The 24,277-nt window shown below is 70.2% G+C and carries 13 protein-coding genes; 7 read left to right on the top strand and 6 right to left on the bottom strand.

What is annotated here, in order from left to right:
- The 4 genes from M8A51_RS13125 (at position 1) to aqpZ (ending at position 15,679) form a co-directional block, all read left to right on the top strand.
- Positions 1–2,400 (top strand): CHASE2 domain-containing protein, encoded by a 2,400-nt coding sequence (locus M8A51_RS13125; protein WP_251778924.1) that lies wholly within the window; start codon positions 1–3, stop codon positions 2,398–2,400.
- 331 nt (positions 2,401–2,731) lie between these two features.
- Entirely contained in the window at positions 2,732–10,675 is a 7,944-nt protein-coding gene (locus M8A51_RS13120; protein ID WP_251778923.1) for an SdrD B-like domain-containing protein, read from the top strand.
- Between the two features lie 72 nt (positions 10,676–10,747).
- Positions 10,748–14,968, top strand: a complete 4,221-nt coding sequence (locus tag M8A51_RS13115) for an OmpA family protein (protein ID WP_251778922.1) — start codon at positions 10,748–10,750, stop codon at positions 14,966–14,968.
- 12 nt (positions 14,969–14,980) lie between these two features.
- Positions 14,981–15,679 (top strand): aquaporin Z, encoded by a 699-nt coding sequence (gene aqpZ / locus M8A51_RS13110; protein WP_251778921.1) that lies wholly within the window; start codon positions 14,981–14,983, stop codon positions 15,677–15,679.
- A 60-nt stretch (positions 15,680–15,739) separates the two neighbouring features.
- Here the strand turns inward: aqpZ and M8A51_RS13105 are convergent, their stop codons facing one another.
- A complete protein-coding gene (locus M8A51_RS13105) occupies positions 15,740–16,327 on the bottom strand; it encodes a TetR/AcrR family transcriptional regulator (protein WP_251778920.1) in 588 nt (195 codons plus the stop codon).
- Positions 16,328–16,496: 169 nt separating this feature from the next.
- On the opposite strand from M8A51_RS13105, the gene M8A51_RS13100 reads away from it, so the two are divergent.
- On the top strand, positions 16,497–17,507 hold the full coding sequence (locus tag M8A51_RS13100) for an NAD(P)-dependent oxidoreductase (RefSeq protein ID WP_251778919.1): 1,011 nt from the start codon (positions 16,497–16,499) through the stop codon (positions 17,505–17,507).
- Between the two features lie 19 nt (positions 17,508–17,526).
- The gene (locus tag M8A51_RS13095; protein WP_251778918.1) at positions 17,527–18,531 is read left to right on the top strand and encodes a hypothetical protein; all 1,005 of its coding nucleotides are present in this window, start codon (positions 17,527–17,529) and stop codon (positions 18,529–18,531) included.
- 7 nt (positions 18,532–18,538) lie between these two features.
- Here the strand turns inward: M8A51_RS13095 and M8A51_RS13090 are convergent, their stop codons facing one another.
- From M8A51_RS13090 to M8A51_RS13070, 5 genes are all read right to left on the bottom strand, one after another.
- Positions 18,539–19,249 (bottom strand): hypothetical protein, encoded by a 711-nt coding sequence (locus M8A51_RS13090; RefSeq protein ID WP_251778917.1) that lies wholly within the window; start codon positions 19,247–19,249, stop codon positions 18,539–18,541.
- A 142-nt stretch (positions 19,250–19,391) separates the two neighbouring features.
- On the bottom strand, positions 19,392–20,030 hold the full coding sequence (locus M8A51_RS13085; protein WP_251778916.1) for a TetR/AcrR family transcriptional regulator: 639 nt from the start codon (positions 20,028–20,030) through the stop codon (positions 19,392–19,394).
- Positions 20,031–20,088: 58 nt separating this feature from the next.
- Positions 20,089–20,406, bottom strand: a complete 318-nt coding sequence (locus M8A51_RS13080) for a cupin domain-containing protein (protein WP_251778915.1) — start codon at positions 20,404–20,406, stop codon at positions 20,089–20,091.
- 55 nt (positions 20,407–20,461) lie between these two features.
- Positions 20,462–21,388 (bottom strand): LysR family transcriptional regulator, encoded by a 927-nt coding sequence (locus M8A51_RS13075; protein WP_251778914.1) that lies wholly within the window; start codon positions 21,386–21,388, stop codon positions 20,462–20,464.
- 310 nt (positions 21,389–21,698) lie between these two features.
- Positions 21,699–22,595, bottom strand: a complete 897-nt coding sequence (locus M8A51_RS13070; protein ID WP_251778913.1) for a LysR family transcriptional regulator — start codon at positions 22,593–22,595, stop codon at positions 21,699–21,701.
- Positions 22,596–22,657: 62 nt separating this feature from the next.
- Here M8A51_RS13070 and mdlC point away from each other — a divergent pair, with 62 nt between their 5' ends.
- A complete protein-coding gene (mdlC, locus tag M8A51_RS13065) occupies positions 22,658–24,271 on the top strand; it encodes a benzoylformate decarboxylase (RefSeq protein ID WP_251778912.1) in 1,614 nt (537 codons plus the stop codon).
- Positions 24,272–24,277 lie beyond the last annotated feature (6 nt).

Raw genomic sequence — 24,277 nt, 5'->3', positions numbered from 1 at the left:
ATGCTGCGAAACCGCCGAGCCGGGCGACCGGGCCTGTCCCTGGTCCGGGTGGCCACGCTGCCGGCGCCCGTCGCGGCACTGGCCCGGTGGGGCATCTTGTGGGTAGCGGTGGCGCTGGTCGCCGGCATCTGGGGCTATGCCAACGGGACCGGGCGCGTCGAGAATGCCTTCGTCGACCACCTGCGCTCGATGACCGAGCGGCCGGCACCGACCGACATCGTGATCGTCGGCATCGACGACCGCAGCCTGGCAGCGCTGGGCCGGTGGCCGTGGCGGCGCCGCGTGCATGCGGCCTTGATCGAGCGGCTCCAGCAAGCCGGTGCGCGCGCCATCGGTCTCGACCTGATCCTATCCGAGTCGAACCCGCAGCAGGTCGAAGACGACATCCTGCTGGCACACGCCATCGGGCACGCCGGCAACGTGGTGCTGCCGCTGCATGCGCAGTGGCTCGGCAGCGCCGACGTCCAACCGGCCTTGCCGTCGCCGCCGTTGCGGGCCGCCGCGCGCGGCGTCGGGCACATCCACGTGGAGCTGGGGCAAGACGGCGTCGCTCGCAGCGTGTTCCTGCGCGAAGGCACCGGCACGCAACACTGGGACCACTGGACCGTGGCCTTGATGCAGGCCGCCGGCGAAGCGCCGCCGGGGCGCACGCTGCCCGGCGTGCGCCGGCCACCCGCGGCACACGCCGACGGTCGGGCAGCGGGCGGCACATGGCAGCGGGACCACTGGATCCAGATTCCCTTCGCCGGCCCGCCGGGCCACTTTGCCCGCCTGTCGTATGTCGACGTGTTGGAGGGCAGGGTGCCCGCCGAAGCGCTGCGCGGCAAGTATGTGTTGATCGGCGCCACTGCGGCCGGCATGGGCGACGCGTACCTGACGCCGATGGCGAGCCAGGACAGCCTGATGCCTGGCGTCGAAGTGTCGGCCAACGTGCTCGATTCCCTGCGCCGGAACATCCACCTGCGCCGTGCGACGCCGTGGGAGAACGCGTTGTTCTGCCTGGTGCCGGTGGTGCTCGCGATGGCCGCGCTGTACCGGCTGCAGCCGCGTTGGGCCTTCTGCACCGTCGTCGCGCTCGTGCTGCTGGTGTACGTGCTGGCGTGGGCTGCACTCAAGGCGCCCGGGGTGCAGTTCGCGCCGCTGGCCGCTCTCGGTTGCCTGGCGTTGATCTATCCGATGTGGGGCTGGTTCCGCCTGGAGGCGGTGACCGACTACCTCGCGAAAGAGTTTCGGCAGATGCAGCGCGAGGACAAATTGTTGACGGCCTTGCCGGTGGCCGGCCGAGGCACCGGCGACGAGCTCGACCGCAGGATGCTGGCGCTGACCACGGCGGCCGAGCAGTTGCGCGGCCTGCTGCGCTTCGTGCGCGACAGCATCGACAGCCTCGCCGACGTGGTGCTGGTGGCCGACCCGCAAGGGCGCGTGCTGCTCGCCAACGAGGCGGCGGCGCGCTACTTCAGCGCCAGCGTGCAGCAGTTGCAGGACCGCGACGTCGACGCACTGTTCGCCGACCGGCTGCGGCTGCCCGACCGATCGCCATTGCCGCCCGTCGTGCCGGTCGTGCGCGAGCAGGCGCTCGAACGGCATGTGGTCGACGTGCAGCAGCGCGACCTGCTGCTGAAGTGCCTGCCGCGGCGCGCCCAGGACGGCACGGTGGTCGGCAGCATCGTCAGCCTGGTCGACATATCCGCGGTGCAGCAGGTGCAGCGGCAGCGCGAGGAGGCGTTGCGCTTCATTTCGCACGACATGCGCGCACCGCAGTCGTCCATCCTGACGCTGATCGAGTTGCAGCGCCTGGACCCGGTGCCCGATCCGCAGGTGTTCGAGCGCATCGAAGCGCACGCGCGCCGCACGCTCGCACTGGCCGATGACTTCGTCCACCTGGCCCGGGCGCAGTCGGACGCCTACGAGTTCACGACGGTCGATCTGTGCGACGTGATCGTCGATGCGGCCGACCGCTTCTGGGATCAGGCCCGCGCGCGCGGCGTGGAAATCGTCACCGAAGCCTCGAACGGGCCGTGCATGAGCCGTGCGGATCGCGACCTGCTCACGCGTGCCGTCGCCAACCTGGTCGACAACGCCTTGAAGTACGGCCCTCGCGGCGGCCGGATCACCTGCGCGCTGCAGCGCGACGGTGACCGGCACGTCATCTCCGTCAAGGACGAGGGGCCGGGCATCGCGCAGGACCAGCAGGCCAGCTTGTTCGAGCAGTTCAAGCGGCTCGGGCGCGATACGCGCACGTCGGGCGCAGGGCTGGGGCTCGCGTTCGTGCAGGCCGTGGTGACGCGGCACCGGGGCACCGTCTGGGTGTGCAGCCTTCCCGGGGCCGGTGCGGAGTTCCGCATGAGCCTGCAGGCGGTGGATGTGCTCGACAGCCTGCCGGCCCTCACGGTGGAGTGAGCCGACCCTGCGTGGCGTGAACAGGCCCTGATTCATCGTCACGTGCCGAGCGTCGCGTGCGAAGACCGCGCGCGACAGGCCCTGGGGCGTGCAGCGATGCACGGCTTCGCCAGGTCTTACTGTCAACGATTGTCAATTCGCTGGCGGCACCGGTAACCAGTCTCTACATTTCGCGCCGTACGTGCGGTTCGTCGCCTTGGGGAAGGGCTGCCGCACGGTTCCACGCATATCGCCTTCGGCCTCGCACGCGCTGTTGCTTTCAACGGCGCGGCGGACTTCTTTTGTCCGCGATTCCCGAGGGCGGCGTCGGCCTCAACGGGAAGTGAAGAACATGAGCTACGAGCGACAGTTGAACGCGATGCGACGCCACGGTGGACGTGCGGCCGCATCGCTCGCCGCCTGGTGCGGCAGGCTGCTGGCGGCATCGGCCGCGAGCCTGGTGCTGGCCGGCGCGGCGCAGGCGCAACTCATCATCTCGGACCTCCCCGACAGCCCGGACCCGGTGTCGGCCGGCGGCACCGTGACCTACACGGTACGCGTGGCCGAGACCAACGGTGCTCCGCTGTCCGGTGGTTCCTTCTCGTTCAGCGTGCCGGCCAACGGCGTCTATGCCGGCACCGGTACGCTGCCGACAGGGGTCTCCTGCAGCGGCATGAGCAGCGGCCAGAGCGGGCCGGGCACCCTTTCGTGCAGCGGCATCAACCTGGGCGCCAACGATACGGTGCAGATTCCGCTGCTGGTGCGCTCCACGGCACAAGGCACGATGAGCGTTACCGCGACGCCGACACCGGGCGGTGCGCCGCAGACCGAGCTGACCACCGTGAACGCGGGCGCGGACCTCGAGCTCAGCATCGGTGGGCCGGCCAGCGCGGCCGCCGGCAGCACGCAGACCTACACCCTGACCGTGCTCAACAACGGACCCGACAGCTCGCCGAGCTCGGTCGTCAGCTACAGCGTCCCGCCGGGCTTTGCGCTTTCGTCGACCCCGGGCGGATGCTCGCTGGCGGGCAGCACGCTGACCTGCACGCTCGCCTCCATCGCGTCGGGCAACACCCGCAGCGTCTCGCTCACCGGCGTGATCGGTGCCGGTGGCGGCTCCACCATCACGCACACGGCCGACGTCGCCGCCACCGGTGGCGTCGGCGACGGCGTGTCCGCCAACAACACCGACACGCTGAACGCCAGCGTGACACCGGGCAGCGCGATCTCGGTGACGAAGACCAAGTCGGTGGCCGACCCGGTCGCCACCGGCACCACGTTCAACTTCACGCTCGACCCGCGCTACAGCGGAGACTATCCGGTCGGCGTGCAGGTCGACGACAACGTACCGGCCGCCTTCTGTTATGCGGGCGGCAGCACCAGCTTCACGAGCAACGGCTGGAGCTGCACCGCGTCGAGCAGCTGCCCGAGCGCCGCGCCGGCGATCTCGTGCACGCGCGGCGGATCGGGCGCGGCAGGCGCCAACGTGGCACTGGGCAACATCGTGATCCCGGTGCAGGCCATCGCCACCGGCTCGGGCGTGATCAACACCGCAAGCATCAGCGCCCCGGGCGTCGCGACGGGCAACGGCTCGGTGGCGACCACGGTGATCGACCCGGTGTCGGACTTCCGCGCCAACAAGAGCAAGAGCTGGCCGCAGGCCGCGGTGCCGCTCAACACGGCGTTCGACTACAGCGTCTCGACGACCAACCTCGGGCCGACGGCCTTCCCGTCGAGCGGCGTGGTGACGTTGACCGACACGGTGCCGGCCGGCCTGCAGGTCAACAGCGTGACACCGCCTTCGGGCTTCAGCTGTACGTCGAGCGGTGGCGCGAGCTTTCCGCAGGCGGGGCCGGTGACCATCACCTGCACCAGCACGGGCGTGGCCGTGCCGGTCAACGGCACGACCGGCAGCGTGACCCTCAACGCGCAGGCGACCAGCAGCGGCGCGACGCTGACCAACCAGGTGTGCGTCGGCAGCGCCGGCGGTCCCGTCGACGACAACGCGCCGAACGACTGCGCGTCGGTGGGCGTGACACCCCAGGACGCCATCGATCAGGCCGACATCTCCACGCTCAAGCGGGTGGTCGGTACCGGCGACGCGAGCGGCAACCGGCAACTGGCCGGCGACGCGATCACGTGGGAAATCGAGGTCGTCAACGCCGGCCCGAACGCCGCCACCGACGTGACGGTGACCGACGTGTTCAACAACGTGTTCAATGCGTCGGCGAGCGACTACAGCATTGCCACGCTGCCCGGCACGGCGAGCTTCGCGAGCTGCAGCCTGACCACCGGCAGCAGCAACGTGTCACTGAACAACTGCAGCATCGCCACGCTGCCGGTGTGTACCGCCGGGGTGGACTGCCCGCGCATCCAGGTGAGCGTGCGCCACTTCGGCAACGGCACCTCGGGCTCGGACAACTTCCAGGTCACCAACAGCGCTTTCGCGCTCGCGCAGGACCAGGGCGACAACAACCTGTCGAACAACACCTCGGCGACGACCACGGCCTATTTCGTCGCGCGCACCGACGTGGCGGTGACCAAGACCGACAACCCCGACCCGGTGCCGGCAGGCCAGACGCTCACCTACACCGTCACGGCGCGCAACCCGTCGGCCACCAGCGCGAGCACCGCGTTCAACGTGTCGGTCACCGACACGCTGCCTGAAGGGCTGGTGTTCCTGTCCGCCAGCGCCAGCGGCAGCGGCAACTGCTCGGTCACCCCAGGGGCCGGCAACACGACCTCGGCCGTCAACAGGACCCTCACCTGCGGCTGGAGCTCGATCTCACGCGGCGGCCAGCAGACCGTGACGATACGCGTGCGCCCGCCGGCGGCACTGAGCGTCGCGGGCGGCGGCCCGGGCAGCATCACCAACTCGGTGACGATCAGCACCACCACGCCGGAGATCGCAGGCGGCGCGGCCAACAACACGGCCACGCAGTCGACCGCCGTCACTTCGCCGGTTTTCGATTTGCTCGTCAACAAGACCGACGACGCCGACCCGGTGGACGTCGGTGACGACGTGACCTACACGCTGACCGCGACCAACAACCGCGCGTCGACGGCGGAGAACGTCGTGCTGACCGACACCCTGCCGGCAGGCGCCGGCGCACCGACCTTCGTCGAGGTGGTTGCGCCGCTGCCTGCCGGCGTGAGCTGCGATACCTCCGGCGTCACGGCCGGCTCGGCCGGCGGCAGCATCGCCTGCACCATCGCGCAGCTCGGCGGCACCGGCAGCGGCTCGACCGGCGAAACGTCATCGGTGGCCGTGCAGGTCCGCCTGCGCGGGGCCGACAAGGGGCAGTTCACCAACCAGGCCGCCATCGGTTTCGCCGACGCGTCGATGAACGCCTTCGACGCGCTGCCCGGCAACAATACCGCCAGCCAGCCCACCACCTTCCGCTTCAAGGCCGACGTCGAAGTGGTCGACAAGCGTGCCGTGCAGCCGGGCACCGCCACGGCCGTCGGCACCGTCTCTGCGACACAGACCTTCGATTGGCTGGTCGTCGTGCGCAACAACGGCCCGCAGGCGGCCGAGACGACGACCTTCAGCGACACCTTGCCGGCCGGCATCGAGATCGCCGATGCACCGAGCCTCACCATCACGTCGGGCAGCTTCACGCCCGCGGCGCCCACCTGCAGCGGTGCCGTCGGCACCTCGAGCGTGAGCTGCAGCATCACGAGCATGCCTGCCGGCGGTGCCGCCACCGTGCGCATTCCGGTGCGCTTTTCGGGCAGCCCGGCCAACGGCACGTCGTTCACCAACACGGCGAGCATCGTCACCACCGGTTCGGGCGACACCAACGGGGGCGCCAACGCCAGCGCCGGCAACAACTTCAACAGCGGCAGCGTCACGGTGCAGACCTCGGTGGTCAGCGGCCGTGTGTACCACGACCAGAACGCCAATGGCGGCTACGCCGCCGGCGAGCCGGGCATCGCGTCCACGATCACGCTGACCGGCACCGACGACTTCGGTCAGGCGGTGAACCTGAGCACGACCAGCGATGCGACCACCGGCGCCTTCAGTTTCTCGGTGCCGCCCGGCACCTACACGCTGACCCAGACGCAACCGGCCGGTTATGCCGCGGGCATCACGCGCGCGGGCACAGCCAGTGGGGCGGGCAGCAGCGCGGGCAGCGTGCCGACCAGCGGCGCCGGCGTGGTGTCGGGCCCGAACGGCTCGAATGCCAACGTGGTCCAGAACATCGTGCTCGGCACCGCGGGGCAGTCGGTGAACAACCTGTTCGGCGAAGTGCGCACCGCGTCGCTGGCCGGCCGCGTCTACCAGGACGCCGACTACAGCGGCAGTGCCTCGGTGGGCGAGCCCGGCATCGCCGCGGTGACGCTGCAGCTGAGCGGGACCGACATGTTCGGCAACGCGGTGTCGCAGTCGACCACCAGCGCGGCGAACACCGGCGACTACAGCTACACCGGCCTGTGGCCCGGCGTCTATGCAGTGGCCGAAACCTCGCAGCCCGACGGCTACGCCGACGGCAGCGAGACGGCCGGCAGCGCGGGCGGCAACACGGCGGTCAACGATCGCGTCACCGCGGTCACGCTCGCGTCCGCAGCCTCGGCCACCGGCTACGACTTCGGCGAGCTGCGCGCCCGCGTGCTGGTGCAGGTGTTCGAGGACGGCAACAACGACGGCAACGTGCAAGCCGGCGAGAGCGGCATCACCGGCGTGGCGCTGCGACTGACCGGCACCGACGCGACCGGCAACCCGGTCGACCTCGTCGCGACGCCGGTGAGCGGCCAGCCCGGCCACTACGAATTCCGCAACGTGCCGCCCTCCGGCGCATCGAGCTACACCATCACCGAGACCCAGCCGGCGACCTATGCGCCGGGCCAGGCCAACGCCAACGGCAACCCGGGCACCGCGCAGCCGGGCGGCAACGTGATCACCGGTGTCGTGATTCCGGTGTCCGGCACGCCGGCCACCGTGGGCGAGTATCTGTTCGGCGAACTCACCAGCAGCCAGATCCGCGGGCGGGTGTACTACGACCGCGACGGCGACGGCACGCAGGACCTGCCGGGCGAACCGGGCCTGGCGGGCGTCGCGATCACGCTGACCGGGACGGACGACAACGGCAACCCCGTGACCGTCAGCACCACCACCGACGCGAACGGCGACTACGTGTTCGACGCTGTCGCGCCGGGCGTCTACAGCGTCACCGAAACCCGTCCGGCCGGCTACCTGCCGGGCCTGACGCGCGCCGGCACGGTCAACGGCGCCGGTTCGACGCCGGGCAGCGTGCCGACGTCGGGCAGCGGTGTCACCGCGGGCCCCAACGGCTCCGACGCGAACCGCATCCAGGGCATCCGCCTCGGTGCACCGGGCGCGAGCTCGAGCAACAACAACTTCTCGGCCGTGCGCGCGGCCGGCCTGGCCGGTGTCGTCTACGTCGACGTGTCGCCGACCAACGGCCAGCGCGATGCGGGCGAGCCCGGCATCGACGGCGTCAGCGTCAGCGTCAGCGGCACCGACCTGTTCGGGCGCAGCGTGACCCGCAGCCTCACCACGGGCGCCGACGGCAGCTATGGCGTCGACGACCTGCTGCCCGGCAGCTACCGGATCGACGAGACGCAGCCGAGCGGCGTCAACGACGGCACCGAGACGCTGGGCACGGTAGGCGGCAGCGCTCGCGGCACCGCCAACCCCGGTGGCGTCGATGATCGTTTCGGCGCCATCGTCCTGGCCTCGGAGGAGGCCGGCATCGACTACGACTTCGGCGAGCGAGGCGGCCAACTGGCCGGCGAGGTCTACGTCGACAGCGACAACGACGGCACCCGCGATGCGGGCGAGCGCGGCATTGCGGGCGTCACCCTCACGCTGACGGGCCGCAGCAGCACCGGCACCACGGTCAACCTGACCGCGACCACCGATGCCGACGGCCACTACAGCTTCGAAGGCCTGCTGCCGTCGGACGCCAGCGGCTACACGATCACCGAGACCCAGCCGGCCACGTATGCCGACGGCCTCGACACCGCCGGCCGCTTCAACGGCACGGTGGTCGGTACCGCCGGCGACGATGCCATCAGCGGCATCGTCTACACCGGCGGCAATGGCGACGGCTACCTGTTCGGCGAACGCGGTGCCTCGTTGGCCGGCCTCGTGTTCAACGACGCCAATCGCAACGGCGTGCGCGAGCCGGGCGACCTGCCGCTGGCCGGCGTGACGATCACGCTGACCGGCACCGACGCCACCGGGCAGCCGGTGAACCGCACGGCGACCACCGGCCCTGACGGGCGCTATCGCTTCGACGACCTGCCGCTGCCCGACGGCGCCGGCTACATGCTGACGCAGACCCAACCTGCCGGCTACGACAACGGTGGCGAGAGGCCCGGTTCACTGGGCGGCACGGTGCCGCAGCCCAACCGCATCGTCGTGCCCCTGACGACGGTGGGTGCACAGGGTATCGACTACGACTTCTACGAGCAGTCGCAAACACCGTCGGCGCTGACCGGCACGGTGTGGCGCGACACGGACCACGACCGCACGCGCTCCGGCGACGAGCCGGTGCTCGGCGGCTGGACCGTGGAACTGCTCGGTTGCCCCGACGGCAGCGCCGACTGCGCTTTCTCGGACGTGGTGGTGCATCACAGCGTGAGCACGGCCGCCGACGGCAGCTACCGTTTCGACCAGCTCGTGCCCGGCAACTACCAGGTGCGGTTCCGGTCGCCGAGCGGCCAGGTGGTGGGCGGCGTCTGGCCGACCGACCCGGTGCAGAACGGCAGCGGCGGCGCCCATCCGACCGTTCCCGGCATGCAGCCTCGTCCGCTGATCGCGGTGACCGTGGGCAGTGGCGTGACGGTGGTCAACCAGGACCTTCCGCTCGACCCGAGCGGCATCGTCTACGACAGCCTCAATGCGCAGCCGGTGCCGGGTGCCGTGGTCACGCTGAACGGGCCGGCCGGCTTCGACCCGGCGGCCCACCTGCTCGGTGGTGAAGGCAGCGTCACGACGCAGGCCGATGGCGTCTACCAGTTCTTCCTGCTGCCGGGGGCGCCCGCGGGTGACTACACCCTGAGCGTCGTGCCGCCTTCCGGCTACGTGAACTCGCTGACCTATCTGCCGGCCGCCGGCCCGCTGAATGCGCAGACCTGTTCCGCCCCGGCGGGCAGCGTCGACCCCTCGGTGGGCGACCCCTGCATCGTGTCGCCGGGACTGCCCGCTCCGGGCGTGGCGTCGCCTTACTTCCTGAGCCTGTTCATCCCGGCCAGCGGTGCGCAAAACGTGGTCAACAACCACCTGCCGCTCGACCCGGAGGGCAACGGCGCGGTGATCGAGCTGCGCAAGACCAGCCCGAAGCTCACCGTGAAGAAGGGCGAACTGGTGCCGTACGTGATCACGGCCCGCAACACGCGCGCCGTGGCGCTGGGCAACGTGGTGCTGGTCGACACGCTGCCGCCGGGCTTCAAGTACGTGACGGGATCGCTGTCCATCCAGCGCCTGCCGGGCGGAGCGGTCGAATCGGTCCGACCCTTGCTCGAAGGCCGCCGCCTGACCGTGCCCGCGCGCAGCTTCGCCGCCAACGAGACCCAGCGCCTGACCATGGTGCTCGGCGTCGGCACCGGTGTCGGGGAAGGCCTGTACGTCAACCAGGTCACCGCGGTGCAGGGCGTCGGCGGTCCGTCGCTGTCCAACACCGCGAGCGCCACCGTGCGCGTGGTGCCCGACGCGCTGTTCGACTGCACCGACGTGATCGGCAAGGTGTACGACGACAAGAACGCCAACGGCTACCAGGACGACGGCGAACCCGGCATCCCGAACGTGCGCCTGGCCACGGTCAACGGCCTGCTGGTGAGCACCGACGTGGACGGCCGCTACCACATCGCCTGCGCCATCGTTCCGAAGGAAGGCACCGGCAGCAACTTCGTGCTGAAGCTCGACGAGCGCACCTTGCCTTCGGGCTACCGCGTGACGAGCGAGAACCCTGCTTCCGAGCGTGCCACGCGCGGCAAGTTCATCAAGGTCAACTTCGGCGCCACCGTGCACCGGGTGGTGCGACTGGACCTGCAGGCCGAGGCGTTCGAACCCGAGGCAGCGATGCTCAAGCCGGCCTTCGAGGCGCAGTTGCCCAAGGTGATCGAGGCACTGCTGGAGCGGCCGTCGATCCTGCGGCTCGCGTATCGGCCCGCGGCGGACGAGGCGGCGTCGCTCGGCGACGAACGCATCGACAAGCTGAAGGCGGATCTGCGAGAGCGCTGGCGGCGCCACGGCGCCGAGCAGCAGCGAGCCCTGTTCAACCTGGACATCGAGGTCGAGCGCGTGCCGGCCTCCGTCAAACCCTGACGGAGGACACCGATGCGCACTCCCCACGACCTTCTGACGACCGGTGACCAGGCCATGAACGCTCGCTCTCGCATGAACCGAACCTTCCGACGCGCCGCGCTTTCGAGCGCGGTCACCGCGGCCTGCCTCAGCATGGGCCTGGCCGCCGCACAAACGACCACGGCCGGCGATGCCGCAGCCGCGGCGCACTGCGAGGCAGACGCGCGCGGTCGCTACAGCGACCATTGCGCGGCGGACCGACGTGCCGTCGAGATCGACGGCGTCGACCATCTGCCTTCGACCTCCGAGCGTGAACTGCCCAAGCTCACCTTCGTGCTCGGCGACGACCGGTCGCTGCGCGAGACGACCCACGAGCAGCGTGAGCTGCAACCTGGCGAGCCGGTCGAGAAGACCGACACGCACACACCGCGCTTCGACTCCGGCGAAGATCTGCTGAAGGACGCCGACCGCCGCCGCCTGGACGACATCGTCGCGAAGGTGAAGGGCCGTGCGCAGCTGCGCTTCGAGATCATCGGTCACACCGACGTGCAGCGCATCAGCCCGCGTCTGCAGCCGCGCTTTCCGGACAACCATGCACTCGGATTGGCCCGCGCACAGCAGGTGGGCCGCTACCTCACGCGCGAGCTCGGCCTGCCGGAGAGCGCTTACACGGCGGCGTCCAGGGGGCCGGACGAACCGGTCGCCACGCCACGCGAGGACCGCGCCAACTGGAGCGCCAATCGCCGCGTCGAGGTGCGCGTGTACTGGCATGAAGCCGGCGCACCGCAGCCGGTGGTGAGCACGACCGTCACGCGCACCGATCCGAGCGAGTGCAACATGCTCTCGCCGTACGCCGACGGCGACGGACCGTTGCGCATCACGGTCGACGGCCAGCCCGAGGTGGGCGTCGATTCGTCCAGCGCCGACCGCCAGCGCTGCATCGACGTGCGGCTCGAACGCCATCGGCTGCGTCTGCAGTACGACAGCCTGGCGCAGCCGCGCCGGCTCAACGCGGCGGCCTGGCCCACCGCGGTGGTGGCGGGCGACACCGTCGAGTTCGCCGGCTACAGCAACTACCAGTTGTTCCTGCAGAAGGCCGAGCTGCGCATCTTCACTGCCAACGACGTGATGCAGCCGAAGTGGCTCGCCACCGTGCCGCTCGATGCACAGCTGCGCGGCCAGTGGGTGGTGCCCGAGGGCTTGTTCGAGCGCTTCGGCGACGCCGCTGGCGGCAAGCTCTACTACCGCGTGCGGGTCTACGACGCGGCCGGCCGTTTCGACGAGACGGGCGACTTCTCGCTGTCGGTGGCCGAGCGCCGGCCGCCGGCCGAAGTGGCCACCGACGTGCACAGGGAGCTGATGCGTGCCTATGGCGAAAGCCGCCTCGCGATCAGCAACATCCCCATCCACGCCGGCACCGTCACCGCCAGCGGCGAAGCGATCGCGGCCGACCAGCGCGTGCGTGCGCTCGGGTTTCCGGTGCCGGTGGACGAGCGTGGACGCTTCGTGTTCCAGCAACTGGTGCCGAGGCGCGTGCAGACCGGAGAGATCGCGGTGCTCGATGCCGACGGTTCGGCGCGTGTCTACCGTCGCGACTTCGAGATCCCGAAGGAAGACTGGTTTTTCGTCGGCCAGGCCGACCTGACCGTCGGACGCAACCGCGTCAGCGGCCCGGCCGAACTGGTGACGCAGGACGACAACCGCCACGACGACGGCACCTGGAGCGAAGGGCGCATCGCGTTCTACACCAAGGGCCGCCTGAACGAACGCTGGACGCTGACCGCGAGCCTGGACACCGAAGAGCGCCCGCTCGACGAGATGTGGCGCAACCTCGAACGCAAGGACGCCGCGTCGCTGTTCCGACGCATGGACCCGGCCGACTCGTGGGCCACCTTCGGCGACGACTCGACCACCGTCGAGGACGCGCCGACGCAGGGTCGCGTGTACGTCAAGATCGACGACGGCCGCTCGCACGCGATGTGGGGCAACTACAAGCTCAACCTCGACGAGACGGCGCTGGCGCAGATCAGCCGCGGCCTGTACGGCGTGCATGGCCGCTACGTCGGCGACGCATCGACCGAGGCCGGCGATGCGCGGCTGCGGGTCGACGTGTTCGCGGCCGAGCCCGGCACGCTGTCGGCGCGCGAGGAGTTTCGCGGCACCGGCGGCTCGCTGTACTACCTGCGCAACCAGGACCTGACGCGCGGGGCCGAGAAGGTGTTCGTCGAGATCCGCGACCGCGACTCCGGGCTGGTGCTGTCGCGCCGGCAACTGGTGCCGGCCTCGGACTACGAGATCGACTACCTGCAGGGCCGGGTGCTGCTGAATGCGCCGCTGCCGAGCCTGTCGGACGACGGCAGCATCGTGCGCGGCGGCGGGCTGACCGGTCTGCCGACCTACCTGGTGGTGGACTACGAATACGCGCCGCTGCTGAGCTCGCTCGACACGCTGGCCACCGGCGCTCGCGTGTCGTGGTGGGCCAACGACGCGGTGCGCCTGGGCGTCACCGCCTCGCGGCAGAAGCAGACCGGCGGCGACCAGCGGCTTGGCGGCGTCGACCTGACGGTGCGCAAGAGCGAGACCACCTACCTCAAGGCCGAGGTGGCGCGCACCGACGGGCCGGGCACCGGGCAACTGACATCGATCGACGGTGGCTACAACTTCAGCGGCGACGCGCTGGAACGCGATGCGGACGCCACCGCGTGGCGCGTCGAAGGCCAGGCCGACCTGCGCGACTTCGGCGTCGAGCAGGGCGGGCGGCTCGGCGCCTATGCACAGGTGCGCGGTGCCGGGTTCTCGGCGCCCGGGCAGCTGGCGAGCAACGAAACCCGCCAGGCCGGGGCTTCCGTGGCGACGCCGCTCGGTGAAAAGGCAGAGCTGAAGTTCAAGGCCGATCGACGCGACGAAACCAACGGCTACGACACCGACGCGGCGGAACTGCAGTTGGGCTACCAGCTCACGCCGGAATGGAAGCTGGGTGCCGACGTGCGGCACGACAACAAGCGCATCGACACGGTGGTGACCAGCCCCGGCCTGCCGACGTCCGCCGCCGTGGCAGGCGAACGCACCGACCTGGGTCTGCAGGTCAGCTACGACAGCCTCGACAACTGGGGCGTCTACGGCTTCGTGCAGGGCACGCTGGCGCGCACCGGCACGCGTCGAGACAACGATCGCGCCGGCATCGGCGCACGCTACCGGCTGACCGACAAGCTCTCGCTGAACGGCGAGGTGTCCGACGGCGACGGCGGCGTGGCCGGCAAGGCGGGCATCGACTACCAGTACGACGACCGCTCCAGCGTCTACCTGACCTACGTGCTCGACACCGGGCGCACCGACGAGAACACGCAGGCGCGCGGCGGCACGATGGTGAGCGGCCTGAAGTCGCGTCTCGGCGACGGCTTGAACGCCTATACCGAGCACCGGCACAGCACCGGAGCGCAACCGGGCCTGACCCACGCCTACGGCGTGCAGTACGCACCCGACAGCCACTGGACGCTGGGGGCCAGCCTGGAGACCGGCCGCATCGGCCGCGAGACCGAAGGCGAGATGCGGCGCCAGGCAGTGGCCCTGTCGGCCGGCTATGCGTCGGAGCAGGTGCGCTACAGCGGCGGCATCGAATATCGCGACGATCGCAGCACCACCGAAGACCGGCGCAGTTGGCTGGTCAAGAACGCGCTGAGCTACAAGGTCGGCACCGATGCGCGCTGGGTCGGCAAGTTCAACTGGGCGGACAGCGACAGCGACCAGGGCGCGCTGGCAGCGGCCAAGTACACCGAAGCCGTGCTCGGCTATGCGTTCCGCCCGGTGCTGAACGACAAGCTCAACGTGCTGCTGAAGTACACCTACCTGTACGACCTGTCGTCGCCGGGGCAGGTGGCGGTGACCGACGTGACGTCGGACGCGGTGTCGACCACCGGCATCGACTACCAGCAGCGCAGCCATGTCTGGGCCGCCGACCTGACCTATGACCTGACGCCGCGCTGGAGCGTCGGCGGCAAGTACGCCTGGCGGCGCGGCGAGCTGCGGCCCGGCCGCGACCACTCGGCCGACTGGTTCAAGAGCACCGCCGAACTCGCGGTGGTGCGTGTCGACTGGAAGGTCGTGCGGCACTGGGACTGGCTGGTGGAGCTGCGTTCGCTGCGCGCCAAGGAACTGGGCGACCGGCGCACCGGCTGGCTGACTGCCGGCTACTACCACGTCAACGAGAACTTCAAGGTGGGGCTGGGCTACAACTTCACCGACTTCTCGGACGACCTCACCGACCTCGACTACCGCAGCCGGGGCTGGTTTCTCAACATGCTGGGCAAGTTCTGAAGGGAAGCAGACATGAAGGCTTATGGCGCCGAATTCATCGGTACGTTCTGGCTGGTGCTGGGAGGCTGCGGCAGCGCGGTGCTTGCCGGTGGCGGCATCGGCACGCTGGGCGTGTCGCTGGCGTTCGGCCTGACGGTACTGACGATGGCCTGTGCGGTGGGGCACCTCTCGGGCGGCCACTTCAACCCGGCCGTGTCGCTGGGGATGTGGGCCGCGGGGCGGCTCCCGGTGGCGCGGCTGCTGCCGTACATCGCTGCACAGGTGCTGGGCGGCATGGCCGCGGGTGCGGTGCTGTACCTGATCGCCAGCGGGAGCACCGGCTTCGATGTAGCCGGCGGCTTTGCGGCCAACGGGTATGGCGAGCACTCGCCGGCCGGCTACTCGCTGGTGGCCGCGCTGGTCACCGAAGTGGTCATGACGGCGGTTTTCGTGCTGATCATTCTCGGCGCCACGTCCGCCGGCGCCGACAAGCGGCTCGCACCGGTGGCGATCGGCCTGGCGCTCACCCTCGTGCACCTGATCAGCATTCCGGTCACCAACACGTCGGTGAACCCGGCGCGCAGCACCGGGGTGGCGGTGTTCGCCGGAGAGGGAGCGCTGTCCCAGCTGTGGCTGTTCTGGCTGGCGCCGATGGTGGGCGCGATGTTCGGCGCGGCCATCTACCGGATGCTGTTTCAGCGCGAGGGCCGCGAACAGACTCAAGGGGCCTGACCGGGCGGCCCGCCGCAACGCGGGCGGACGTGGCGGGCCCTTGACCGCTTCCGCGTGGCGTCAGGCAGGCGACAGCGTCGCCATCAACATGGCCCCGAGCACCGACGCCGCACGTGCTTGCGTCACGCGGCCCTGGAGCATCTCACGCGAGATCGCTTCGCCGGCGCCGATCAAGCCGACGCAGCGCAAGCGCAGTTCTTCCTTCGACAACTTCGTGAACGGGCCGAGCGCCTCGCAATACAGGTCCACATAGCCGTCGACCAGCTCCTGCTGGGCGGCTTCCATCTCGGCCGTGCCTTTGAGCGCGGCCGAGATCGCATGCCATTCGGGCCCCGCCGACGTGTAGCAGTTCATGCAGGCGCGGCTCATCACGCGCGCCACCTCCTTCAACTCGCGCGGCGTGCGTTCCAGCGCCTTCAGCAGCGCGGCCACCTGTTCGGCGTCGATCTGCTTGTACAGCTCGATCAGCAGGCCCGAGCGCGTGCCGAAGTGTTCGTACGTCACGGGCTTGCTGACGCCGGCGCGCTCGGCCAGGTAGCCGAGCGTCAGCGCCTCGGTGCCTTGCTCGCGGACGATGGTCATCGCGGTGCCCAGCAGTTGCTCCCGGCGCTGGGGCTTCGACAGGCGTTTGGGGGAGGTGTCGGTCATGGGGTGAGACGGGTCCATATACGGCTGGCCGCCATTGTCTGCCGTCAGGGCGGGCAAGGCAGCGCATGCAGTGGGGGCATTGCAATCTACCAATGGTAAGTTACGATGGGTATGTCTACGTTTGGTAGGTTTACCGCGTCCCCAACAGCTTTCTCCCCCAGGAGCACCCATGCGCACCTCTCCCCCTGACCCCGTTCTCATCGTCGGCGGCTCCGGCCTCGTCGGCAGTCTGGCCGCACGAACGCTGCGGCGGTTTCAGCCGCAGCTGCCGATCGCCATCGCGGGGCGCGACCTCGCCCGGGCCACCGCGGTGGCCGAGTCGGTCGGCAACGCGCACGCGGTGCAGGTCGACCTGCAGCGCCGCGACCTCGGTCTGCCGCAAGGCGCCTCGTACAGCGCAGTGGTCGTGTTCGTCAAGGACGACACCCTCCACACGCTGCGCTTCGCGCAGGACCGTGGCATCCCGCACGTCGGTGTGTCCAGCGGCTCGTTCGAGATCGCGCCGGAAGTCGCCCAGTTCATCCACCGGTCGCATGCGGCACCGGTGCTCATGCTCAGCCATTGGCTGGCAGGGGCGGCCTCCCTGCCCGCGCTGCATTTCATGCAGGACTTCGAAACGGTGAACCGCCTCGAGATCGGCGCCGTGCTCGACGAGCAGGACGTCGGCGGGCCGGCGGCCCATGCCGACCTCGACCGGCTGACCATCGCCGCACCGCACGCGCAGCTGCTGGAGCAAGGGCGGTGGGTCTGGGCGCAGGGCGAGCTGGCCGGGCGGCGCTTCACCTGCGTCGACGGCACCTCGGTGCAAGGGCAGGCGTATTCACCGCTGGACGTGGTCAGCCTGGCGGCTGCCTCCGCCGCCAGGCGCGTGCGGCTGGACATCGCCATCGGCGAGAGCGAGGCGCGGCGTCGCGGCCAGCCCTACTCGACCGAGATCGTCATCGAGATCGAGGGGACGCTGAAGACCGGCGCGGCCGCCCGAGTGCGTCACGACATCGTGCACCCGCAAGGGCAGGCGCCGCTCACCGCCGTGGGCGTGGTCGTCGCGATCGAGCGCCTGCTGGGGCTGGACGGCGGCGCGCCGGTGCCGCCGGGGCTGTACCTGCCCGACGTGCTGATGGCACCGGCCCGCATGGTGCAGCGCATGCAGGACGTCGGCGCCGTGTTCTCGCGCCGTTGAAGTCGAGGAGACATCGAAGATGAACACCCCCACTCCCCATCCCGTTCTTTTCGTCGGCGGCAGCGGCCTGGTCGGCCGCCACGCCGTGCGGGCCTTGCGTCGCCTGCAGCCGGACCTGCCCATCGCCATCGGCGGGCGCGACCTGGACAAGGCGCAGCGGCTGGCCGGCGACATCGGCAACGCCGCGGCCTTGCGTATCGACCTCGAGCGCGCCGATCTGGGGCTGCCGCACGGCACGCAGTACAGCGGCGTGGTCGTGCTGCTGAAGGACGACACCCTGAACACCATGAAGTACGCCCAGGACCACGGGCTGCCTTACCTCTCGTTCGCCGATTTCGTGTTCGACATCGGCCCGCTGACGGCGCGCAGCATCCACCGGCCGAAGGCGTCCGCGGTGCTGGCGCTGGGGCAACTGCTGGGCGGCACCGTCGCACTGGCGACCTTGCACTTTGCCCGTGCCTACCGGCGCGTGGACAGCGTCGAGATCGCCGCGGTCATCGATGCCGACGACAGCGGCGGCCCGGCGGGCCAGGCCGACTTCGAGCGCCTGGCGCATTCGCCCCGGCCCCTGCTGCGCCGCGAAGGGCGCTTCGTGTGGGCCGGTGACGAGCACCTGAAGCGGCGCTTCATCGACGTCGACGGCATCGAGCGCACAGGCGACACGCTGCCGCTGCTGGATGTGGCCAGCCTCTCCGCGGCCCTCGACGCCCAGTCGGTACGCGTGGTCATGGCCGCACGCGGTGACGGCGAGCGGCGCCAGGGCGGGCGCTCGACCGAAGCCATCATCGAACTGCAGGGGCAGCGGGCGGACGGGACCACCGGCCGCTCGCGCCACGCGATGGTCGACCGCAACGTCTACTCGGCGCTCAGCGGCTACGGTGCCGCCATCGCGGTGGAGCGGCTGCTGGGCCTGGACGGCCAGGCGCCGCCGGGGCCCGGGCTGTACCAGCCCGAGAGCCTGCTCGACCCCGCGGCCGTGGTGCAGCGGCTGCAGCGGCTGGAGGTCGAGCTGCGCGACGCCTGACGCGGCCCTATTGCGGCAACTGCCCGATCACGTTGCCGCCCGCGTCCAGAAACTGCAGCTTCGGCTCGCCGTTCGCGTCGACCCGCATCACGATGCGGGCGCGGCCCTCGGTGTCGCGCATCTGCAGCGAGACGGCACGGTCCGTCTCGCGCGCCAGCGCAATGCGCCGCTGCGGCTGCGGATGCGTGGCATTGAAGCGCTCCAGCTCGGCCTGTTGCTGCTCGGGCGGCCAGTTCTTGATGCGCTCCAGCAGTTCCAGCAGTTCGGTGATGGGGTAGCCGGGCCGGTCAAGCACCGACAGCGTGGCCGACAGGTCGTCGTTGCGCTGCGTGGTCGTGAGCGCCAGCACCTGGTCCTGCATGTAGCGGTCGAAGCTCAGGTGGCCGTGGTTCGTGATGGTGCCGTCGGCACTCTTGGCACCGCCGAACGTCAGGCCGCCGTTCTCGGAGCCTTCGTCGTTCAGGAAGATCACGCCGGCCGTCTGGCGCTGGCCTTTGAGGTATTCCTTGCCGTGCATGTAGATGCCGGGCGCGCGCGCCTTGTTCGAGATCACCATGCGCAGCGTCCCGTCGGGTTCGACGATGTTGATGCGCTGCACGCGCACCTCCGGGATGATCGCGTTGTCACGGGAAAAACCGGTCAGCACGGTCCACGCGAACACCAGCGTGAGCGCTCCGGAATAGACGGTCAGGAATCGGGGGCTCGACAACCAGGACATGAGGGTCTCCTTGTTTGCTGTTGGGGGGCAGCCGCCGACGGCGGCGGCGCAGGAGCAGGAGGCAGGCGGCATGCCGGCAGCGCGTGCCGGCCGTTGCCAAATGCAGAAAGCAGGGTTGCCGAAAGGCGAGCGCTGGCGGCGCTCAGCGCGGCGAGACGGGCTTGCGGCCGGAAGGCGGCGAGACGGTCGCCATCAGGTGAGGCACCAGCAGGCGCAGCAGCGCGAGCGCACGCTTGCGGAACGCCTTGGGCGGCGCCGCGTCGACCATGGCGAGCACCATGTAGCCCTCGAAGGCGCCGAAGATCAGTTCGGCGAGTTCGCGGGCGGCGGCGCTGCCGGTGGGCAGACCTTGCAGCCGGAAGCCTTCTTCGAGCGTGGCGTGCAGCCACTGCACGTTCTGGGCGGAAAACCGTTCCAGTGCCTCGACGCAAGGCGACGTCAGCGCGCTGTGTGCCTCGGCCAGCACCGAATACAGACACAGCCGCGGCCCGTCGGCCAGCATGCCGCCGAAAAGCTCGGCATAGCCGGTGAGGCGCGCCTCCATGCGCGGGCGGCTGCTCAGTGCCTGCAGGCGCTCGCGCTGCATCTCGCCGTAGTGCGCCATTGCCTCGGCCGCCAGCATCTCCTTGGACGGGAAGTGGTGGTAGAGGCTCGCCGCCTTGATCTGCACCTGCTCGGCGATCTCGCGCATGCCCACCGCCCGGTACCCGCGATGCTGCATCAGCCGGATCGAGGCATCGAGGATGAGCGTGCGGGTCGGCACGGGCGGGGTGGCGGACATGGCCGGTGACGATAGCAGAACCGTGCCCCGAGCCGGCCTGCCGGCCGGGGCGCGAGCGTCACTCGACGACGCGGATGCCGCCGCGGTGCGCCACGAAGATCAGCGTATCCTCTTCGGCGAACGCTTCGTGCTCGTCTGCCCCCTCGACCTGCAGGAAGTCGCCGTGCTGCAGCAGCAGGTCGTTGAAGCGCACCGCGCCCGACAGCACCAGGATCTGCTCCCACCCGTCGTGCACGTGCTTCGGAAAGCGCGCGCCCCGGCTCAGCCGGGCGAGATACCCGCCGTCGCCCCCGTCGCCCGACCACATCGGGCAGCTCTGGATGCCGGGGATGCCGGTCTCGGCCCAGGCTTGCTGGGTGCGTTGCAATGCCATCATGAAAGAACTCCTTGGTGAGCAGGAAGTGACGCAAGGGAGGCCGCTGCGCCGGTCGTCATCCGGCGTGGGCACGGGCTCCGGCCGGCCGCTTCGCGACCGGGCCCGGAAGGAGGGCGGGTTCGTGCGGCGGGCGCAGATGCTCAATGAGGCAGCGCGCCGCGACCGGCGTGGAGTCGAATCCGCGAGAGCAAAGCTCGAGTTGCACGGCTCCCAGTCCGGCGTCGAGTTCGATCACCTTCAGTCCCAGCGGCACGGCATGCTGTACGGCGCATTCGCGCGGCATCAGCGCGACGCCGCAGCGCGCGGCCACCAGACGGCATGCCGACGCATAGGACGCCACCTTGACCTTGGCACCGTGCGCCAGCCACTGCTCGGCGCCCGAGGCCTCGACGGCCACCCGCTCGCAGGCCGACAGCTGCGCCATCGAGAGTCGATGCCCGCGCAGCGCCGACGGGTGGTCGAAAGGCGCCACGGCCACGAACTCGGTGTCGGCGTAGGGGGTATAGACGAGGTCGGGGTTGCGTTCGGCCATCCAGCCGGCCACGCAGACGTCGGCCTCGCCGCGCACCACCGCACGCAGCGCGTCTTCGCTCGCGCATTCGATGAGTTCGACGCTGACTTCCGGGTGCCGGACGCCGAACACGCTCAGCCGCTGCGGCAGCGCGCCCGCCAGCGCGGCCGCGTCCGCCGCAAGCCGCACGACCCCCTGGGCGCCTTGCGCGAAACGCGACATCTCGACCGACAGCCGACGCAGGTCCGCCAGGGTCTGCGTCAGCCGGCCGTACAAAAAGCGGCCGGCGTCGGTCGGCAGCACCCCATGGGGCTTGCGGTCGAGCAGGCGGCTGCCGAAAGACCTTTCGAGTTCGACCATGCGGCGGCTGGCCGCGGACAACGCGATGTGATTGTTCTTCGCGGCGCCCGCGATCGTGTGGGCGTCGACGACGTCGACGAACAGCTTCAGGGAGAAGAGATCGAAACGCACTGCAGGTCCTCCATCGGGTCGCAGATGGCCGGGGTGTCGTCCTCGGGACTAACGAACGTTAGGTTGAGTGGCGCAGGATGTCAACGACTCGCTGTGCGTGCCATCGCCCGGACAGCACTCCCTACGGATCATCGTGTTACCTGGTGTGACGATTCGGGCTGGACGCGGGCTTCCAGCCCGACGCCATGCGCTGCGACCCGCGCCTGCGCTCGGGCGAAACCGGCGTCGAGCTGCTGAAAGAGCTGTTCGTGCCGTCCCCAGGCGGGCGGCGTTGCCGGCCGCATCCCCGAACAGGCAGTTCGCGAGACGGTCAGTCCGGCAGGGTCTTGAACAGGCGGCACACCAGCTCGCGCATCCAGCGGTGTGCCGGGTCGCGTTCGAAGCGTCGGCTCCAGTGCAGCGAGACGGTGAAGTCCTGCAGCGGCAACCTGGGCTCGATGTAGCGCAGGCCGCCTTGCGCGGCAAAACCCTGTGCGATCTCTTTCGGCATCAGCGCCGCCAGGTCGCTGCTGCGCACCACCGAGGGCAGCGCCAGAAAGTGAGACGCAGTGAGCCGCACGCGGTCTTCGAGCTGCAGCGCCTGCAGGATGCGCAGCGTTTCGGAATGCGAGCGCACGGCGACGAACTCCATGCGCCTCAACTGCGCGGTGGTGGCGCGCTGCAGTGCGGCAGGGTGCGCCTCGCGCAGCAGGATCACGTAGCGGTCCGAGATCAACGGCACCCGTTGCGTGTCGAGCACCGACGGCAGGAAGCCGATGGCGAAGTCGAGCGTGCCGCCGTCGAGCGCCATCGCAATCTCGTCGTGCGGCCACGGCCGGCTGGACACCCGCACGCCCGGCGCCTCGTGGTGCAAGGTGCGCAGCAGCTCGGGCAGGAAGCGGCCCTCGCCGATATCGCTCAGATGCAGCCGGACGGTGAGCCGCGACTCGCCGGGCGCGAAGCGCTCGGTCTCCGAGAACGCCCGCTCGACCGCCGCCAGTGCGGGCTGCAGGCCCTGTGCGAGACGGTCGGCGCGCGGCGTGGCGCGCACGCCGCCGGCCACGCGCACGAACAGCGGGTCTTTCAGCAGCAGGCGCAGCCGCGTCAGTCCATGGCTGGTGGCCGGTTGCGACAAGCCCAGCAGCTGCGCGGCACGGCTCACGTTGCGCGTGCGATAGACCGCGTCGAACAGCCGCAGCAGGTTCAGGTCCAGGTCGCCGATATGCATGGAATGAATGAGACTTAGACGGCTCATTGTATTGATGGATGGAGCGGCGAGCACCAGACTGCATGGGTTCCAGCCACAGCCATCGCGCCATGCCTGCCCACGCCCCCGTCACCGTCCGCACCGCCGTGCTGCAGCTGCTGCGCGACTTCGGCATCCGCCGCATCTTCGGCAACCCGGGCTCCACCGAGCTGCCGCTGTTCCTGGACTTTCCCGACGACTTCGACTACGTGCTCGGGCTGCAGGAATCGGTGGTGGTCGGCATGGCCGACGGGTATGCGGCGGCCACGCGCAATGCCGCCTTCGTCAACCTGCATTCGGCCGCCGGTGTCGGGCACGCGATGGGCGCCATCTTCACGGCCTGGAAGAACCGCACGCCGATGGTGATCACGGCCGGCCAGCAGGCGCGCTCCATCCTGCCGTACGACCCGTTCCTGTTCTCGGCGCAGGCGACCGAGCTGCCCCGGCCCTACGTGAAGTGGAGCTGCGAGCCGGCACGCGCAGAGGACGTGCCGCAGGCCATCGCGCGGGCCTACTACCTGGCGATGCAGCCGCCGTGCGGGCCGGTGCTGGTGTCCATCCCTGCCGACGACTGGGCGCGCCCGTGTGCACCGGTGGCGCCGCGCCAGGTGGGGACCCTGCTGCGCTGCGACCCCGGCGTGCTCGGCCTCGTCGGCGACGCCCTCGATGCGGCCGAGCGGCCGGCGTTGGTGATCGGTGCCGGCGTCGACCGCGACGGGGCCTGGGACGAGGTCGTGGCGCTGGCCGAGCGCCACCGGGCGCGCGTGTTCACCGCGCCGATGTCCGCGCGCTGCGGCTTCCCGGAAGACCATGCGCTGTTCGCCGGCTTCCTGCCCGCGATGCGCGAGAAGATCGTCGCACGCCTGGAAGGCAGCGACGTGGTGCTGGCGCTCGGCGCACCGGCCTTCACCTACCACGTCGAAGGCCAGGGCCCGCACCTGCCGGCCGGTGCCTCGCTCTACCAGGTGATCGACGACCCCGACACGGTTGCCTGGGCGCCGGTGGGCACGGCGGCCGTCGGCAGCGTGCGCCTGGCGGTGCGCGAGCTGCTCGAGCGCCCGGCCCCACGGGCCCGCACGCTGCCCGCGGCGCGAGCGGGGCGGCGGCGCGTGCCGCCGGCCTCACCGATGTCGGTGGCCTATGCGTTGCAGACGCTGGCCGACGTGCGCCGCCCCGAACACATCGTCGTCGAAGAAGCGCCGAGCGCCCGCCCGGTGATGCACGAGCACCTGCCCATGCTGCGCAGCGGCACCTTCTACACGATGGCCAGCGGCGGTCTCGGCTACGGGTTGCCGGCCGCCGTCGGCGTGGCGTTGGCGCGGCCGGGCGAACGGGTGATCGGCCTGGTCGGCGACGGCTCGGCGATGTATTCCATCCAGGCGCTGTGGAGTGCCGCCCAGCTCGCACTGCCGGTCACCTTCGTGATCCTCAACAACCGGCGCTATGCGGCACTGCAGGAGTTCGCACCGAGCTTCGGCTTCCGGCCCGGTTCGACACTGCCGGGCACCGACCTGAGCGGGCTGGACTTTGTCTCGATGGCCGGCGGGCTGGGCGGCGTGGAGGCCGTCCGCGTCGAACGGCCCGAGGCTTTGCATGCCGCGCTGGAGACGGCGCTGCGCTCAACCGGGCCGTCGCTGGTGGAAGTCATCGTCGAATGAACCACC

The organism is Caldimonas mangrovi (assembly GCF_023721835.1).
Taxonomy (GTDB): Bacteria; Pseudomonadota; Gammaproteobacteria; order Burkholderiales; family Burkholderiaceae_C; genus Caldimonas; species Caldimonas mangrovi.
Note: the sequence above shows the minus strand (reverse complement) of the source record. Positions and strands in the feature narration are given on the sequence as shown.

Bases quoted from the DNA above. Each gene is read 5' to 3' on its own strand.
- M8A51_RS13105 (WP_251778920.1), bottom strand. From the start codon at position 16,327: ATGACCGACACCTCCCCCAAACGCCTGTCGAAGCCCCAGCGCCGGGAG.
- M8A51_RS13120 (WP_251778923.1), top strand. From the start codon at position 2,732: ATGAGCTACGAGCGACAGTTGAACGCGATGCGACGCCACGGTGGACGT.
- M8A51_RS13080 (WP_251778915.1), bottom strand. From the start codon at position 20,406: ATGATGGCATTGCAACGCACCCAGCAAGCCTGGGCCGAGACCGGCATC.
- M8A51_RS13070 (WP_251778913.1), bottom strand. From the start codon at position 22,595: ATGCATATCGGCGACCTGGACCTGAACCTGCTGCGGCTGTTCGACGCG.
- M8A51_RS13125 (WP_251778924.1), top strand. From the start codon at position 1: ATGCTGCGAAACCGCCGAGCCGGGCGACCGGGCCTGTCCCTGGTCCGG.
- M8A51_RS13085 (WP_251778916.1), bottom strand. From the start codon at position 20,030: ATGTCCGCCACCCCGCCCGTGCCGACCCGCACGCTCATCCTCGATGCC.
- M8A51_RS13090 (WP_251778917.1), bottom strand. From the start codon at position 19,249: ATGTCCTGGTTGTCGAGCCCCCGATTCCTGACCGTCTATTCCGGAGCG.
- M8A51_RS13115 (WP_251778922.1), top strand. From the start codon at position 10,748: ATGAACCGAACCTTCCGACGCGCCGCGCTTTCGAGCGCGGTCACCGCG.
- mdlC (WP_251778912.1), top strand. From the start codon at position 22,658: ATGGGTTCCAGCCACAGCCATCGCGCCATGCCTGCCCACGCCCCCGTC.
- aqpZ (WP_251778921.1), top strand. From the start codon at position 14,981: ATGAAGGCTTATGGCGCCGAATTCATCGGTACGTTCTGGCTGGTGCTG.
- M8A51_RS13095 (WP_251778918.1), top strand. From the start codon at position 17,527: ATGAACACCCCCACTCCCCATCCCGTTCTTTTCGTCGGCGGCAGCGGC.
- M8A51_RS13100 (WP_251778919.1), top strand. From the start codon at position 16,497: ATGCGCACCTCTCCCCCTGACCCCGTTCTCATCGTCGGCGGCTCCGGC.